The following is a 16,112-nucleotide window of genomic DNA, read 5'->3' as shown; positions in this document are numbered from 1 at the left end:
GACTTCGCTACACTAATTTTAAGCTTGATGACTACATTTAATTTACTGACAGGATTTAAACATGACTATTCAATATGAAACTCGTTACGCCGTTGGACCAAACGAAGCTAAAACTTTTGATACAGAGCAATTACGTGAACATTTTTTAGCTGATAATTTATTTGAAACCGATAAATTAAACCTTATTTATACGCATTATGACCGTTATATTATTGGCGGTGTTGTACCGGCTTCTGCGGCTATTGAGTTAGATGCTATTGACCCGTTAAAAAGTGATTTTTTCTTATCACGTCGCGAAATGGGAATTATTAATATCGGTGCGGCAGGTACTGTTACCGTTGATGATAAAGAATATAAGCTAGCCAATAAAGAAGCATTATATATTGGTGCAGGCGACAAAAAAGTCACTTTCTCAAGTGATTCAGCTGATAACTCAGCGCGTTTTTATATCAACTCAGCCTGCGCACACAAATCATTCCCAGATAAAAAAATCACTTTAGCTGATGCCAATGTTTTAAACATGGGCAGCTTAGAAACATCAAATGAAAGAACGATTGCTCAGTTAATTGTGAGTGGTGTTGTTGAAACGTGTCAATTACAAATGGGTTTAACATCGTTAAAGCCGGGTAGTGTATGGAATACGATGCCTGCTCATCAACATGACCGTCGAATGGAAGCTTATTTGTATCTTGATTTACCTGAAGATCAAGGTGTAGCGCATTTCATGGGTGAACCAAAACAAACTCGCGTTATTTGGACCGGTAATGAGCAAGCTGTTATTTCGCCTGCTTGGTCTATTCATTGTGGTTCTGGTTCTACTAATTATTCATTTGTTTGGGGTATGGCAGGTGAAAACCTTGATTACAACGATATGGATAAATATTCAGCTGCTGAATTACGTTAATTAATCAGTTTAAAGATTTACTAAGTAAGTTCTGTTGAACTATCTTTGTGTGTAATTGGGTAGACGGAATTACCCGATTTTTTTCCTTGTCATTAGTTTATATCGATGATGAAAGGTTAATTTTATTTGGTTTATAGACTGTTATTAGGGTGAGTTCGGATGTTTAGCTTTTATCAATGCAAACTGAAATATAAGGTGATTTACTGCTTTTTCCTGAGCGTTTTTTTATTAAGTTGTTCAGAAAAAAGTTCTCAATTAACTTTACGAGTCGGTCACACGCTCGACACTGAGCATTCAGTACATAAAGCCATGTTGTTTATGTCTGAAAGATTAGAGCACCATTCAAACGGTGCAATGAACTTAAAACTTTATCCAAGTGGTCAATTAGGCTCGGAGCGTGAATTAGTTGAGCTTTTACAAATTGGCAGCTTAGCCATGACGAAAGTCTCGGCTGCTACGCTTGAAGGCTTTGTTGATGATATGCGTTTGTTTGGTCTGCCGTATGTTTTTTCGAGCCGTGATCAGCGTTTAGCGGTACTTGAAAGTGACATAGGGAAAGATATTCTAAATTCACTTAACTATGCTCGTTTACAGGGTTTAGGTTATTTTGATGCGGGTAGCCGTAGTTTTTACACGTGTAAAAAGTCGGTGCAGAAACCAAGTGATGTTGAAGGTTCTAAAATTCGTGTTATGAATAGTTTGAACGCCGTTAAAATGGTTGAAGCCTTTGGCGGTGCAGCTACGCCAATTAGTTGGGGTGAATTGTATGCAGCTTTACAACAAGGGGTTGTAGATGGTGCCGAAAATAACCCACCTAGCTTTTATCTTTCTCGTCATTACGAAATTTGCCCTAATTATACATTAAATGAACATACGTCTATTCCTGATGTGATCATCATGAGTCAGCATATTTTTGATAATTTAACAGAAACACAACGTGGCTGGTTAAAACTAGCGATGGCTGATGCCGCTAAAAAACAGGGTGAAATGTGGCTTGCGGCTGAAAATGAAGCATTAGCCGCGGTTAAAGAAGCGGGGGTAACCGTGACTTACCCTGATAAAGCACCATTCATCGCGGCCGTTAAACATTTACACGCTAAGTATGACGATTCTATTGTGGGTGAATATTTAAAACGCATTGCTGCAATGAGCACCGAGGAATAATTTGATGAATACATTTAAAAAAATATCCAGTTCTCTGATTGCTAATGGCCTAGTTTTACTCATGGTTTTAATCGTGTTTACTGTGCTTTGGCAAGTTTTTTCACGTTATGTTTTACAAGCGCCTAGCTCGACCTCAGAAGAAGTGTCTCGCTTTTTATTGATATGGTTAGGCTTATTAGGAGCTACTTATTGTTATCAGAATGATTCACATTTAAGTCTTGATATCTTAGACCAAAAACTAACCGGTAAACCAAAAGCGAAATTAAAGCTTTTTGTACACACTATTATTTTAATTTTTGCCGTGATTGTTTTAGTGATTGGTGGTGCTTCTTTAGTTTATACCACGCTTGTACCGGTACAAACTTCAGCTGTATTAGGCGTTAAAATGGCTTATGTATACAGCATTGTCCCCATTGCAGGTGTTATTTTTACTTTTAACGCGGTTGATAAGTTATGGCTTGCCTTTCAACAACATACCCATGATAACGATAATAATCATGTAGGAGATAATCATGGAATTTAGTGGCTTAGTTTTAATTTGTATTTTCTTTTTACTACTGGCTTTAAATGTACCCATTAGCTTTTGTATTGGTGTTTCGACTGTTGCAGCAATGCTTATTAGCATTGACTTTATACCGGCTACCACTACGGTTGCACAGCGAATGGTGGGTGGCTTAGATAGCTTTGCGTTACTGGCTATTCCGTTATTCGTGTTATCAGGTTTGTTAATGGGGCGGGGCGGTGTTGCTCGCAAACTCATTGAATGTGCTATGGCGCTTATTGGTATGTTACCAGGTGGTTTAGCATTAGTTAATGTTATGTCTTGTACCTTGTTTGGTAGTATTTCAGGCTCAGCGGTTGCTGCGACCAGTGCCATTGGTAGCTTTATGATCCCCGAAATGGAGAAAAAAGGTTACAACCGCGAGTTTTCAACTGCGGTCACGTGTGCAGCTTCAACGACGGGTATGATTATACCGCCAAGCAATATTCTTATTATATATGCGATTGCGAGTGGTGGTGTTTCAATTTCAGCTTTGTTTGTTGCTGGTTACTTACCGGGTATTTTATTAGCGTCATTGTTAATGATGGTTTGTGCGGTATATGCCATGAAAAATGGTTTTCCGACAGAACCCGCATTACCGTTAAAATTAGTTGCGCAAAAAGTCTGGGCTGCTGTGCCAAGCTTAGTGTTAATCGTTATTGTTATTGGCGGTATATTAGGCGGTATATTTACGGCAACTGAAGCCGGTGCTATTGCGGTTTTGTATTCGTTAATATTGGCGGTGCCAGTCTATAAAGAAGTAAAACTTGATCAACTTAAACCTCTATTTCTAAAAGCGGGTGAAATCTCAGCTATCGTTTTATTATTAATTTCTGCATCGTCTGCCATGTCATGGATGTTGTCGTATGAAAACATACCAGAAACCATCAGTAATGCGTTATTAACGATTAGTGAAAACCCAATCATTATTTTATTAATTATTAATTTAATTTTAATCTTGGTTGGGGCGTTCATGGATATGACACCAGCGGTGTTAATTTTTACGCCTATCTTTTTACCAATAGCTGAAAGTTTAGGTATGTCGCCGATTCATTTCGGTGTAATGATGGTACTTAATTTGTCGATTGGTTTATGTTCTCCGCCGGTAGGCTCGGTGTTGTTTGTGGGTTGCTCTGTTGGTAACACATCAATTGATAAGTTAATTAAACCGATGATACCCCTGTATTTAGCTATGTTTGTTGCTTTAATGGTTGTGACATTTGTACCTGCTGTTAGTGAATTTTTACCGACCCTTTTAGGCTTAATGTAAGCGAGTAATTAAGAGAGTATAATAATGAATAATTTTAAAACCATCGTACCGATTTCACTATTGAGCATTGCATTAACGAGTTGCATGGTAACTCAAGATGACGCTTCTAAAGATGCATCTGCTGCAAGCGAAGCAACTGCCGTTACTTATGCGCGCCATGTACCCGAACGTAAAGATGATTTTGCATGGGAAAATGATTTAGTTGCGTTTAGAGCTTACGGCCCTGCTGCACGTTCTGGCGCTGAGAATTCGGGCGTTGATTGTTGGTTAAAGCGAGTTAATTACCCTATTATCAATTTATGGTACAAGCGTCATTCTGAAGAGAATATCTCGTACCATAAAGATAATGGTGAAGGTTTAGATAACTACCATGTAGGTGATTCTGCCGGTTGTGGCAGTACATCATTATGGTTAAATAATAAACGCGAGCCATTAGAAACCTGGACTGATTGGAAAATTTTATCGCAAACGCATGATAAGACTGTTTTTACGTTAAGTTATGATCATACGGTTGCTGGCGATAATTACAAAGAGCAAAAAACAATTAGTATTGAGGCCGGTAGCCGCTTATTTCATGTTAGTTCTACTTTTTGGAAAAACGACAAATTAGCTATTAATTTACCGGTGACTATTGGTGTTGCAACGCATGATGGTAAAGCGAAACCTGAATGGAATAAAGATGGTGGCTATTTAGCAGCATGGGAAGTATTAGATGGCAGTGGTTTAGGTGTCGGCGTTAAAATGCAGCCAGAACTAATAGATGACGTAAAAATCATTGAATCTAATGGCGTAAGAGACCAAGGTCATGCTGTGTTTATTTCTAAAACCAATGCGAAAGGTCAAATTGAATATTACGCGGGTTATGGTTGGGAAAAAGCGGGTGACATCACAACGATGGATAAATGGTTAAACTATTTAAATCAATATAAAACCACGTTTTAAGTTCGCTTATACCCTTTTAACGATTGTCAGCAATGGATGATGATTAAAGGGGATTGCTGTTTTAAGTCATTATAAAAACGGCCATTGTTAAACTCAGTAAAAGGTTTAACAATGGCCGTTTTTTTGTATCAATATTGTTTTTTAGCGGTACTAAAATAGCTCTATATCGCTTGACGCATCTTCTTGTGCAAAAGGTACCTCTTCTTTAGGTTTTATTGCTTCACTTCAGTTCGCTTATACCCTTAACGATTGTCAGCAATCAATGAAGATTGAGGGAATTGCTGTTTAAAGTCATTATAAAAACGGCCATTGTTAAACTCAGTAAGAGGTTTAACAATGGCCGTTTTTTGTATCAATAGTCTTTTTTAGCTGTGCTAAAATAGCTCTACATCGCTTGACGCATCTTCTTGTGCAAAAGGCACATCTTCTTCAGGTTTTATTGATTCAATCGTTTGATTTAGCTGCTGATTAATACTCATAAACTTGTCATTGTTATCTGATTGCTGAACAACGCTGGTCTCAATTAAATTAACTAAAAAGTCTTCTTGTTCACCGGTAAAATCCATTTCGTGAAAACTCAAGCCTATTTTCATCACGATATCATCGATGATTTTTTGTCTTTCAACTTGTAAGCCTACAATTGCATCTTGAATTTGCCCCACCGCTTGCTGTAATGAATCTTTTGCGGTTTCAAGCTGCTTAGCATTAATAAGTGCGCGATAGCGCATTTCGATAGCCGGTACGAGTTTGGCTAGTACATCAATCAACAAACCATACTCATTAGTTTCATTGGCTGGCATATGTTTAATTAACAAAGAGAAATGGCTATCGTTAAACATCATACGGTCAGCGAATTCATAAATACGACCTTTATCTTTTAATAGCGTAAAGACTTTTTTCTCAATTGGGCTACAGAGTTTATGTTGTTGATCAAAATAATTAACGCGTTCACCATGACTAAACGACATGGCGGTGAGTAACCCTTGACCTTTCATAAAATTAAAAACTAAATCGGCTATTGCATCTTCGGTTAGTGCTAATTGGATATCAGCCATTAAATTAAGGCAACTGCCATAAAACGAGGCTTGCAATAACGTGGTGTTGACTAGATTAGTGAGGTTTTCTTCTTCTTGATGTAAGTTGTTAATTAGGCGTTTGTAACGAACAAGTGATTTAAGCTTTTTGGTTAGTACCGTTGTTTCATTATTTTTAGATATGAAATCATCTGCGCCCACTTCAAAGCAACGTAAGGTTGTTTCTTCGTCATCATGGCTTGATATAAATATAAACGATGGTTTTTCGAAAACCTCGATTTGACCTAATTTTTCACAGACCTCAAATCCGTCCATACCTGGCATTTCGACGTCAAGCAGCACAATTAAAAATTCATGTTGAGTAAACAGGTCTATCCCTTTTAAGCCATCATTTGCAGTGAAAACGTCAAAATCGTCTTGCAGTTGCAAGGTTAGCATTGAGCAAACGTCTTCTGAATCATCTATGATTAATATTTTATCTTTCACACATACTCCCTTTCATTTTTGTTCTCAAATATTCTGATCACCCAAACAGGATAAACGCGATAAAAATGCCTTTAATGGTTTGTTGATTAAAGCTATTTAGACTGTCTTTATAAATTATTGTGCACAGAATGCATTGAGTCTAGTTAGGATGATTAAAAAATAACAGTTGATCCTAAATTAATATAAAATAATGTAACTTTTTATGAACGTAAGTATGAAAACTACCGTATTAAGGTCGCGGGCAATGCTTGTGACGGTTGTTATTTTCTCGATTAATTTTTATGTTTAGGACGTAGTAGTGAATAAAAAAGGTATTTTATTAGTTAACTTGGGCACGCCTGATGAACCGACACCAGCGGCTGTTAAGCGTTATTTACTTGAGTTTTTATCTGACCAGCGGGTTATTGATTACCCTAAATGGCTTTGGCAATGTATTTTACGCGGTATAATTTTAAATGTACGGCCCAAAAAAGTAGCACAGGCTTACAAAAGTATTTGGTTTGAAAATGGCTCACCTTTACGTGTTTATAGTCAAGCTCAGGTTGATGCGGTAACCGAACAGTTTAAGCTAGAGTCGCTTGATTACCCAGTTGAGATGGGTATGACTTATGGAAACCCTTCTATTAGTTCTGCTGTTGATCGTTTATTAGCTAAAGGCGTAAACGATATTGTTGTTTTACCTTTATACCCTCAGTATTCGGCTACCACAACGGCGGCTGTATTTGATGTGTTAGCGAATGACTTTAAGCAACGACGCGTTTTACCTGCATTGCGATTTATTGGCTCTTATTGTCAAGATCCGGCTTATATTAAAGTGTTAGCGCAAAGTGTTCGTGACCATTGGGCACAACAAGGTCATCAAAATACATTATTGTTTTCGTTTCATGGCATTCCTAAACGTTATGTGAAATTGGGTGACCCCTATCAAGCCGAATGTGAACAAACAGCACAACGCGTGGCCGCTGAACTTGGGTTGAATGCTGAAGAGTGGCTATTATGTTATCAATCAAGAGTGGGTAAAGAAGAATGGTTACAACCTTATACCGATAAAACGCTTGAAAAGTTACCAAGTAAAGGCGTTGACGCGTTAGATGTAATTTGTCCTGCTTTTTCAGTTGATTGCCTAGAAACACTTGAAGAGATGGCGGTAGAGAACAAGGAAATATTTATGGATGCCGGTGGCAAAGCGTATCGGTATATACCCGCGTTAAATGCTGAGCCTGCCCACATTGGTTTTCTGGTTGATTTACTCAAGCGAAATATTTAGGCTTCGCTGATTTGTCGTTATTCTACATTGATAGTGTAAAGGCTTAATGTATATAGTCTTCTCGCTCAGGTTTTATGGCTCATTGTCATCGCTTACTCTCGACTTTGGCTCCTGCGTCGTTCTAACACCTAAATCCATTTAGGCGGCTCCAATCACATAGTAGAGCATATGCTCATGGCGTCTCGAAGCTTGCCTGCATGGATGCAGGTAAGGGGCGAGAGCAGGACGCGGTAGCTTTGACGGCTTTGCTTACATGGATGTCAGTACTTATTAGGTTTCGCCTGGAACTAGAAACCTGCCCCTAAACCCCGATCGCTTTGACTATAGCATCACCCGCTGGCGTGAAAGTTAAACCTAAGGCCAGAGCGACACTTTGGTTGGTGACTTGGCCGCGGTATATATTTAAGCCATTGCATAAATGGGGGTTCTCACGTAACGCGGTTTTATAACCTTGATTTGCAATGGTTAATATGTATGGCAACGTTGCATTATTTAATGCGACTGTTGCTGTTTTTGCTAACGCGCCAGGCATATTAGCAACGCAATAATGTACAATGTCATGCACTTTGAACATTGGATCTGAATGCGTTGTGGCTTTAGATGTGGCAAAACAACCGCCTTGGTCAATCGCCACATCGACGACAGCTGAACCGGGTTGCATACGTTTTATAAGCGCTTCACTGACCAACTTAGGTGCAGCTGCGCCTGGTATTAGCACCGCACCAATAACTAAATCAGCCACTAAACAGTATTTTTCAATGTTACTTTGGTTTGAATAAATGGTTTTTACTTTATTAGCGTATAGCCCATCAATTAAACGTAAAGCCTGTATGTTTTTATCAATGATCACGACATTTGCGCCCAAACCGACTGCCATTTGTAATGCATTTCGGCCAACAACACCTGCACCAATGATCACAACGTTAGCAGCCTCAACACCGGGTACGCCACCTAATAATAAACCTTTACCGCCGTTAGATTTTTCTAACGCTTGAGCGCCTGCTTGAATAGACATTCGACCGGCAACTTCCGACATTGGCGCAAGTAAGGGTAGCCCACCTTGCTGATCAGTCACCGTTTCATAAGCGATACAAATAGCGTTAGATTGTATCAAGTCAAGTGTTTGAGTGCGGTCAGGTGCTAAGTGCAAATAAGTAAATAAAATTTGGTTTTCGCGCAACAGAGCTCGTTCGGTCGACTGTGGCTCTTTGACTTTAACAATCATATCGGCACAATCAAAAATAGAGGTCGCGTTTGAGGCTATTTTTGCACCCACATGGCTATAGTCTTCATCAGTAAAGCCAATGCCAAGCCCTGCATTTTTTTCAATCCAAACGGTGTGACCCTGTTCTACTAGCTCATAGACGCTAGATGGGGTTAAACCAACTCTATATTCATGATTTTTAATCTCTTTAGGTACACCAATAATCATTTTAAACCTCTAAGCTCAGTGCTTTTAGTCAGTGTAGGATCAAATTATCGTATGCACTAAATATTAAGTGATGGCATTTTTTATAAACTTGAAATCGGGCTAACAAATTATAGTCTTCTCGCTCAGATTTTAGGGCTGATTGTCAGCGCTTACTCTCGACTTTGGCTCCTGCGTCGTTCTAACACCTAAATCCATTTAGGCGGCCCTAATCACACTGTAGAAAATATCCTCATGGCGTCTCGAAGCTTGCCTGCATGGATGCAGGTAAGGGGCGAGAGCAGGACGCGGTAGCTTTGACGGCTTTGCTTATTAAAAATTAAATGAACGTGATTGTGTGATTTATCGTTGAATATGCTTAGAATAAGCGAGTAATTAAATGATAGGTGTATTTTTTGGTTGAGTTAAAGAGTAAAGAACAAATGACAGGGATACAAAGGCTTTTAGAAGTAGGGTTAATTTTAACCGCAGGGCTTGCATTGTTTTTGCAAATAGCTTTATTTTCGTTTGCACCTGAAGATCCAAGTTGGAGTCAATCGGCTTATCCTGGTGAAATAAAAAATGCAGCTGGCGCAGCTGGCGCTTGGGCCTCCGATTTACTTTTCGCTTTTTTAGGTGTGGTTGCATACATAGTACCCGTGGCTGTTGCTTATATGGGCTGGGCTATGTTCCGGCGTAAACAACGTTTTTTTGAAACTGATTTTCTTGCACTTGGTTTAAAAATAATTGGTCTGCTACTCATCATTATTGCCGCAACCTCGAGTGCCAGTTTAAATGTAAATGATCTTTATTATTTTTCTTCTGGTGGCTTGATGGGTGATGCGATCAGCCAAGCGCTTTTACCTTACTTTAATTTTGTTGGTTCTTCTTTATTATTACTTTGCTTTTTTTGTACGGGTTTTACATTACTGTTTGGTATTTCTTGGCTTGATATTATTGATAATACGGGGAAGTACACGATCAAAACGGCTCTATTTGTTTGGTCTAGCTTATGTCGTTTTGCATTGTGGCTTAAAGCCATATTCAAAACAGAACCAAAAGCCGATATTGCGGTCGAAACACCTGATGAAGCCGACCTAGAAAAGAGTCATCTCGCTGAAGAAAAAGTTAAAAAATCGCATGATAAGCCGCACGTAAGAGAATACCCAACAGAATTAACGGGTGGCATAACGGATAGCGAACTTGAAAAAAATGATAATGAAGACAGTAAAACCACTGATACAGAAGAAGAAAAACCCTATAAAAGCTTAGAGCGCTGGAAGCAAAAAATTAATGTTTTTGCTGATAAATCAGACAAGAAAGACAAAAAAGGCAAGCAAAATGTTGATGACGTTCCTTTAGTATTAACGGAAGAGTCGCAGGTTGATATTGAAGAATTAGTCGCACAAAATGAGCGTATTGAACCGGAAATATCATTACAAAACTTTGAAAGTGAGACTCTCGCTGAGAGCTTAGCTCATAACACGGATTTAAATCAGGGTGTAAGTAACCCAGACGCTAATCAAGAATTAAGTATCACTGAAACACAACCAGAAAAAGCGCATATAAAAGTAGTAGCGAATGAAACGGTTGATCCCTATTCGTTGTCAGCAATGTTGCCCGATGTACCAGATAAACCAGAAGGTCGAGTGCCTTCGTTTGCTTTACTCGATCGACCAGATAAAAAACAAAACCCAATAACACAAGAGGAAATGGATGCGGTAGCACGCTTAGTTGAAGCTAAATTACTGGAATATAAAATTAAAGCGGATGTGGTTGCTGTTTGCCCAGGGCCTGTTATTACCCGGTTAGAACTTGATCTTGCACCCGGTATAAAAGTGTCAGCCATTACTAATTTAGCAAAAGATTTAGCGCGTTCATTATCAACGGTGGCGGTGCGTGTTGTTGAAGTTATTCCCGGGAAACCTTATATAGGGTTAGAACTACCCAATAAACATCGTGAAACAGTACGCTTAAGTGAAGTAATAGAAGGTAGTGAGTTTGCTGACGCTAAATCACCACTGACGATGGTGCTAGGGCCTGATATATCCGGTAAACCTGTGATCGCTGATTTAGGTAAAATGCCGCATGTGCTTGTTGCCGGCACAACGGGATCGGGTAAGTCTGTGTTAGTGAATACCATGATTTTGAGCTTTTTATATAAATCGACGCCAGAAGAAGTGCGTATGATCATGATCGATCCTAAAATGCTTGAGCTTTCAGTTTATGAAGATATTCCGCATTTATTATGTGAAGTCGTAACGGATATGAAAGATGCCTCAAATGCTTTACGTTGGTGTGTTGGTGAGATGGAGCGACGATATAAATTAATGGCTGCGGTTGGCGTGCGTAATCTAAAAGGTTTTAATGCCAAAGTTAACGAAAATAAAAACTCCGGTACACCATTGCATGATCCATTATGGCAGCCGGGTGACACGATGCATGAATCGGCGCCTGAGCTAGACACGTTGCCTAGCATTGTGGTGGTTATTGATGAATTTGCCGATATGATGATGATAGTTGGCAAAAAAGTCGAAGAGTTAATTGCACGTATTGCACAAAAAGCCCGTGCTGCGGGTATTCATTTAATTCTTGCGACTCAACGACCTTCTGTTGATGTTATCACTGGGCTTATTAAAGCGAATATCCCAACTCGTATTGGCTTATCTGTTTCGTCAAAAATTGATTCTAGAACCATCTTAGATCAACAAGGTGCTGAAGCATTATTAGGGATGGGGGATATGTTGTATTTGCCGTCCGGAAGCAGTATTCCAACACGGGTACATGGTGCATTTGTAGATGACCATGAAGTTCACGCGGTTGTTGCCGATTGGAAATTACGCGGTAAACCTAATTATGTTGAAGATGTATTAAGCGGTGAAGATGAAATTTTATTACCAGGTGAAACGTCAGAATCGGATGCCGATACTGAATTTGATGCATTGTTTGATGAAGCCGTTGCGTTTGTAACCGAAACACGCAAAGTCTCTATTTCGAGTGTGCAACGTAAATTTAGAATTGGTTATAATCGCGCAGCAAATATAGTTGAGCAAATGGAAAATAGCGGCATTGTAAGTTCTGCCGGACATAATGGTTCAAGAGAAGTGCTCGCCTCAGCAGCACCCAAAGATTAAGGTAAAATATGTTTAAGCAAATTAAGTTGTATTGTTTCAGTTTATTATTTATTGGTTTTTTTACTCAGGCGGCAATAACGTTAGATGGACCCACTCAAGCGCTAAAAGCGCGTATTAATAATATAAATAGTTTTAAAGCCGAGTTTGTACAAAAGGTTTACGACAGCCAAAATGTAGAAATTCAAGCATCGGAAGGTACAACGACGCTATTACAACCTAATCGATTTATTTGGCACACATTAACACCTGATGAAAATGTATTACAAAGTGATGGCGAAACGATTTGGTTTTATGATCCATTAATTGAGCAAGTGACCGCTATTTGGCTTAAAGATGCATTGCTGAATAACCCTATTTTGTTACTACTACAGGTAGAAGATAATATCTGGCAAAGCTATTCTGTTGCTCAATTGAGCGCTGATAGTTTTAACATAACCGTTAAGGATCCTGACAGTTTGGTTGAATCAATTGTTATCGACTTTAAAGCCAAAAGTGCAATTGTAACTCAATTAAAAATTGCGGATAGACAAGGCCAAAATAGCCTTTATACCTTTAAAAATGTGGTGTTAGGTACACCGTTTAGTAATGAAGATTTTGTTTTTACATTACCTGAAAATACCGATTTAGATGATCAACGAACATCGATAAAAATAGATTAACCGATGAAAGAAACAACTAATATGTTTGATTTTGATTCGGTTAACCAACCCCTAGCAGCGCGTATGCGGCCGCTAAAACTTGAAGACTATATTGGTCAAAGTCATATTTTATCCGCGGGTAAACCGCTAAGAAAAGCCATTGAACAAGGCCGAATACATTCTTTAATATTATGGGGGCCACCGGGTACCGGTAAAACGACAATCGCAGAATTGATTGCTCGCTATATAAATGCGCATGTTGAGCGTTTGTCGGCAGTTACATCTGGGGTAAAAGATATTCGATTAGCCATTGAAAATGCCAAAAACATGGCTTTGCAAAGTGGTCGAAAAACTTTGTTATTTGTTGATGAAGTACACCGTTTTAATAAAAGTCAGCAAGATGCTTTTTTACCTTTTATTGAAGATGGAACCGTTATTTTTGTTGGGGCAACAACCGAAAACCCATCTTTTGAATTAAACCGCGCTTTACTTTCTCGTGCTCGAGTCTACTTACTTAAAAAACACACAGAGAGCGAATTAAAACAAGTATTGGATTCGGTTAAGGTACGTACCGAGCAAAGCTTAGAATCTGCGAGTTTAGTTTTTTCACCCGAAGCAGAAAAAGCGCTGATTGATCTAGCCAGTGGTGATGCACGCAATTTGTTAAATACGCTTGAAACATTAACCGATATGCTTGATGTTAATTCACAAGGTGAACGTTTTGTTGAGCGGACTGATGTTGAGAGCTTATTTCAGTATCGGCCTTCTGCTGGCGATAAAGGCGGCGATATATTTTATGATTTGATTTCTGCTTTTCATAAATCCGTAAGAGGGTCTAACCCTGATGCTGCCTTATATTGGTTTGCCAGAATGTTAAAAATGGGGGTTGATCCTCTATATGTGGCACGCCGGTTATTAGCGATTGCGTCTGAAGATATTGGCAATGCAGATCCACGAGCGATGCAAATGGCGATTAATGCATGGGACACTTTCACACGTGTAGGTCCGGCTGAAGGAGAACGTGCGATTGCACAAGCAGCTGTATATATGGCCTGTGCTGCTAAAAGTAATGCCGTCTATATGGCTTTTAGCCAAGCAAAATCGGCTGTTGCTGAACAGCCTGATTTTGAAGTGCCTCTACACTTACGTAACGCGCCAACTGCTTTACTTAAAGATATGGGGCATGGTTCTGAATATCGTTATGCACATAACGAACCTAATGCTTATGCGGCAGGCGAAACGTATTTACCTGAAGAATTAGTTGGCACGCGTTTTTATGAGCCGACTGATAGAGGTTTAGAAAAGCAGATAAAAGCAAAACTTGATTATTTGCGCGATCTTGATCAACAAGCTTAATGATATGCCTTTTAAGATTTAAGTAAGAAGAGCATAACAAATGTAATTTTTATAACCTAGACGTGGTTTTTGCTCACTAACTCCTGTTAGAATAAGTTAAAAGACATTAATAAGGACAAACATCATGTTAAGTGGGATAAATGTTTATGTTTTTATTGCAGCAGGTGGGGCTATAGGCGCTTGTTTACGGTTTTTTCTATCAGAACTCATGGTGAGTTTTTTTGGTAAATCGTTTCCGTTGGGCACTCTCCTTGTTAATGTTCTCGGCTCATTGCTCATTGGCTTTTTATATAGCTTAATAGAGCAGGGCTATTTAAACCTTTTTCCTTGGCGGACGTTTATTGGTATTGGCTTTCTTGGTGCGCTCACAACGTTTTCGACGTTTTCGTTTGATACGTTGTTATTATTGCAGCAAGGTGCTTGGCTTAAAGCTGTATTAAATATCTTGTTAAATGTGTTTGTTTGTCTGATCGCAGTGTGGTTAGGCAGCAAATTGGCTATTTTAACCCAATCTACCTAATCACTTTTGATTGTGTATTTATTAACGAATTGAGATACAAATGTTAGACCCTAAACATTTTAGAAATGATATCAGCATTACGGCTGATAAATTAAAATTACGTGGCTTTGATTTAGATACGGCTTCTTTTACTGCGTTAGAAGAAAAGCGCAAAGCCTTACAAGTTGCAACGCAAGAATTACAAAATGAACGTAATTCACGTTCAAAAAATATTGGTAAAGCTAAAGCCCAAGGCCAAGATATCGCGCCTTTATTAGCTGAAGTGAGTGACTTAGGAGAAAAGCTAGATGCGGCAAAAGCTGAGTTAGACGATGTGTTAAATCAAGTTAATGCGATTACGTCTTTAGTGCCTAATATACCCGATGAATCAGTACCACCCGGTAAAGATGAATCTGAAAATGTTGAAATTCTTAAGTGGGGTACGATCCCGACCTTTGATTTTGAACCTAAAGATCATGTTGATTTAGGTGACAACTCTGCCAAAGGATTAGATTTTGAAAGTGCAGCTAAACTGTCTGGTTCTCGCTTTGTTGTTATGCGTGGCCAAATTGCCAGAATGCATCGTGCTTTAGCGCAATTCATGCTTGATACCCATACGAGTAATCACGGCTATACTGAATTATATGTGCCTTATTTAGTTAATGAATCAGCTTTGTATGGTACGGGTCAACTACCTAAATTTGGTGAAGATTTATTTCATACTAAACCGGCAACAGAAAGCGGCTTAGGTATGTCATTAATACCGACGGCTGAAGTACCTGTGACTAATCTTGCGTCGGGTGAGATTTTTGATGAAGAGCAATTACCGGTTAAATTAACGGCTCATACGCCTTGTTTCCGTTCTGAAGCGGGTTCATCTGGCCGTGATACACGTGGTTTAATTCGTCAGCACCAATTTGATAAAGTTGAATTAGTACAATTAGTTAAACCTGAAGATTCGATGCAGGCTTTGGAAGAATTAACGGGGCATGCTGAAGCTATTTTACAAGCACTTGAATTACCGTATCGCAAAGTTATTTTATGTAGCGGTGATATCGGTTTTAGTGCGGCTAAAACGTATGATTTAGAAGTCTGGTTACCGGCACAAGATACGTATCGCGAAATCTCATCATGTTCAAATATGCAAGATTTCCAAGCGCGCCGTATGCAAGCTCGCTTTAAACGTAAGTCAGAGAAAAAACCTGAATTGTTACATACCTTGAATGGTTCGGGTTTAGCGGTTGGTCGTACGTTAGTGGCGATATTAGAAAATTATCAACAAGCAGATGGCTCAATTGCCGTCCCTGCAGTGTTGCAAAATTATATGGGTGGTTGCACGGTCATTAGTGCATAAGATAACAATTATACCCGAGTCACTTCAAGATGCTTAACGAGCATATTGAAGTGACTCGGGTATACATAAAGTATTTATTTTGCTGAGTTTACTTAGCTTAGTAAAATAATGTTGA

General features: G+C 39.0%; 13 protein-coding genes. 11 read left to right on the top strand and 2 right to left on the bottom strand.

The window, feature by feature from the left end:
- Positions 1-61: 61 nt before the first annotated feature.
- The 5 genes from kduI (at position 62) to DPX34_RS11405 (ending at position 4,821) form a co-directional block, all read left to right on the top strand.
- Positions 62-904, top strand: coding sequence for a 5-dehydro-4-deoxy-D-glucuronate isomerase (kduI, locus tag DPX34_RS11425; protein WP_111978559.1), 843 nt, complete (start codon positions 62-64; stop codon positions 902-904).
- A 159-nt stretch (positions 905-1,063) separates the two neighbouring features.
- Positions 1,064-2,068 (top strand): TRAP transporter substrate-binding protein, encoded by a 1,005-nt coding sequence (locus tag DPX34_RS11420; protein ID WP_111978558.1) that lies wholly within the window; start codon positions 1,064-1,066, stop codon positions 2,066-2,068.
- A 4-nt stretch (positions 2,069-2,072) separates the two neighbouring features.
- A complete protein-coding gene (locus DPX34_RS11415) occupies positions 2,073-2,591 on the top strand; it encodes a TRAP transporter small permease (RefSeq protein WP_111978557.1) in 519 nt (172 codons plus the stop codon).
- Positions 2,581-3,879 carry a TRAP transporter large permease gene (locus tag DPX34_RS11410; protein WP_111978556.1) on the top strand — a complete coding sequence of 433 codons (1,299 nt, stop codon included), beginning with the start codon at positions 2,581-2,583 and terminating at the stop codon, positions 3,877-3,879. The genes DPX34_RS11415 and DPX34_RS11410 overlap by 11 nt, the downstream gene beginning before the upstream one ends.
- Positions 3,880-3,903: 24 nt before the next feature.
- Positions 3,904-4,821 carry a DUF4861 family protein gene (locus tag DPX34_RS11405; RefSeq protein ID WP_232824714.1) on the top strand — a complete coding sequence of 306 codons (918 nt, stop codon included), beginning with the start codon at positions 3,904-3,906 and terminating at the stop codon, positions 4,819-4,821.
- 374 nt (positions 4,822-5,195) lie between these two features.
- Here the strand turns inward: DPX34_RS11405 and DPX34_RS11400 are convergent, their stop codons facing one another.
- Entirely contained in the window at positions 5,196-6,341 is a 1,146-nt protein-coding gene (locus DPX34_RS11400; protein WP_111978555.1) for a response regulator, read from the bottom strand.
- Between the two features lie 298 nt (positions 6,342-6,639).
- On the opposite strand from DPX34_RS11400, the gene hemH reads away from it, so the two are divergent.
- Positions 6,640-7,608 (top strand): ferrochelatase, encoded by a 969-nt coding sequence (hemH, locus tag DPX34_RS11395; protein WP_111978554.1) that lies wholly within the window; start codon positions 6,640-6,642, stop codon positions 7,606-7,608.
- Positions 7,609-7,909: 301 nt separating this feature from the next.
- Here hemH and ald read toward each other — a convergent pair whose 3' ends face one another.
- Positions 7,910-9,040, bottom strand: a complete 1,131-nt coding sequence (ald, locus tag DPX34_RS11390; protein ID WP_111978553.1) for an alanine dehydrogenase — start codon at positions 9,038-9,040, stop codon at positions 7,910-7,912.
- Positions 9,041-9,432: 392 nt separating this feature from the next.
- On the opposite strand from ald, the gene DPX34_RS22445 reads away from it, so the two are divergent.
- The 5 genes from DPX34_RS22445 to serS all read left to right on the top strand — a co-directional run bounded on the left by DPX34_RS22445 (position 9,433) and on the right by serS (position 15,997).
- Positions 9,433-12,150 (top strand): DNA translocase FtsK, encoded by a 2,718-nt coding sequence (locus DPX34_RS22445; RefSeq protein ID WP_499698291.1) that lies wholly within the window; start codon positions 9,433-9,435, stop codon positions 12,148-12,150.
- Positions 12,151-12,158: 8 nt separating this feature from the next.
- Positions 12,159-12,809, top strand: coding sequence for an outer membrane lipoprotein periplasmic chaperone LolA (gene lolA / locus DPX34_RS11380; RefSeq protein ID WP_111978552.1), 651 nt, complete (start codon positions 12,159-12,161; stop codon positions 12,807-12,809).
- 3 nt (positions 12,810-12,812) lie between these two features.
- Positions 12,813-14,144, top strand: coding sequence for a replication-associated recombination protein A (locus DPX34_RS11375; RefSeq protein WP_111978551.1), 1,332 nt, complete (start codon positions 12,813-12,815; stop codon positions 14,142-14,144).
- Positions 14,145-14,268: 124 nt separating this feature from the next.
- Positions 14,269-14,664 carry a fluoride efflux transporter CrcB gene (gene crcB, locus DPX34_RS11370; RefSeq protein WP_111978550.1) on the top strand — a complete coding sequence of 132 codons (396 nt, stop codon included), beginning with the start codon at positions 14,269-14,271 and terminating at the stop codon, positions 14,662-14,664.
- Positions 14,665-14,704: 40 nt separating this feature from the next.
- Positions 14,705-15,997: a serine--tRNA ligase gene (serS, locus tag DPX34_RS11365; protein WP_111978549.1), complete on the top strand. Its 1,293-nt coding sequence runs from the start codon at positions 14,705-14,707 to the stop codon at positions 15,995-15,997.
- Positions 15,998-16,112: the final 115 nt, after the last annotated feature.

The organism is Algibacillus agarilyticus, assembly GCF_003286125.1.
Classification (GTDB): Bacteria; Pseudomonadota; Gammaproteobacteria; order Enterobacterales; family Alteromonadaceae; genus Algibacillus; species Algibacillus agarilyticus.
This window is presented reverse-complemented; position numbering and strand designations above follow the sequence as displayed.

Bases quoted from the DNA above. Each gene is read 5' to 3' on its own strand.
- DPX34_RS11410 (WP_111978556.1), top strand. From the start codon at position 2,581: ATGGAATTTAGTGGCTTAGTTTTAATTTGTATTTTCTTTTTACTACTG.
- DPX34_RS11415 (WP_111978557.1), top strand. From the start codon at position 2,073: ATGAATACATTTAAAAAAATATCCAGTTCTCTGATTGCTAATGGCCTA.
- DPX34_RS11405 (WP_232824714.1), top strand. From the start codon at position 3,904: ATGAATAATTTTAAAACCATCGTACCGATTTCACTATTGAGCATTGCA.
- serS (WP_111978549.1), top strand. From the start codon at position 14,705: ATGTTAGACCCTAAACATTTTAGAAATGATATCAGCATTACGGCTGAT.
- DPX34_RS11375 (WP_111978551.1), top strand. From the start codon at position 12,813: ATGAAAGAAACAACTAATATGTTTGATTTTGATTCGGTTAACCAACCC.
- DPX34_RS11420 (WP_111978558.1), top strand. From the start codon at position 1,064: ATGTTTAGCTTTTATCAATGCAAACTGAAATATAAGGTGATTTACTGC.
- crcB (WP_111978550.1), top strand. From the start codon at position 14,269: ATGTTAAGTGGGATAAATGTTTATGTTTTTATTGCAGCAGGTGGGGCT.
- lolA (WP_111978552.1), top strand. From the start codon at position 12,159: ATGTTTAAGCAAATTAAGTTGTATTGTTTCAGTTTATTATTTATTGGT.
- ald (WP_111978553.1), bottom strand. From the start codon at position 9,040: ATGATTATTGGTGTACCTAAAGAGATTAAAAATCATGAATATAGAGTT.
- kduI (WP_111978559.1), top strand. From the start codon at position 62: ATGACTATTCAATATGAAACTCGTTACGCCGTTGGACCAAACGAAGCT.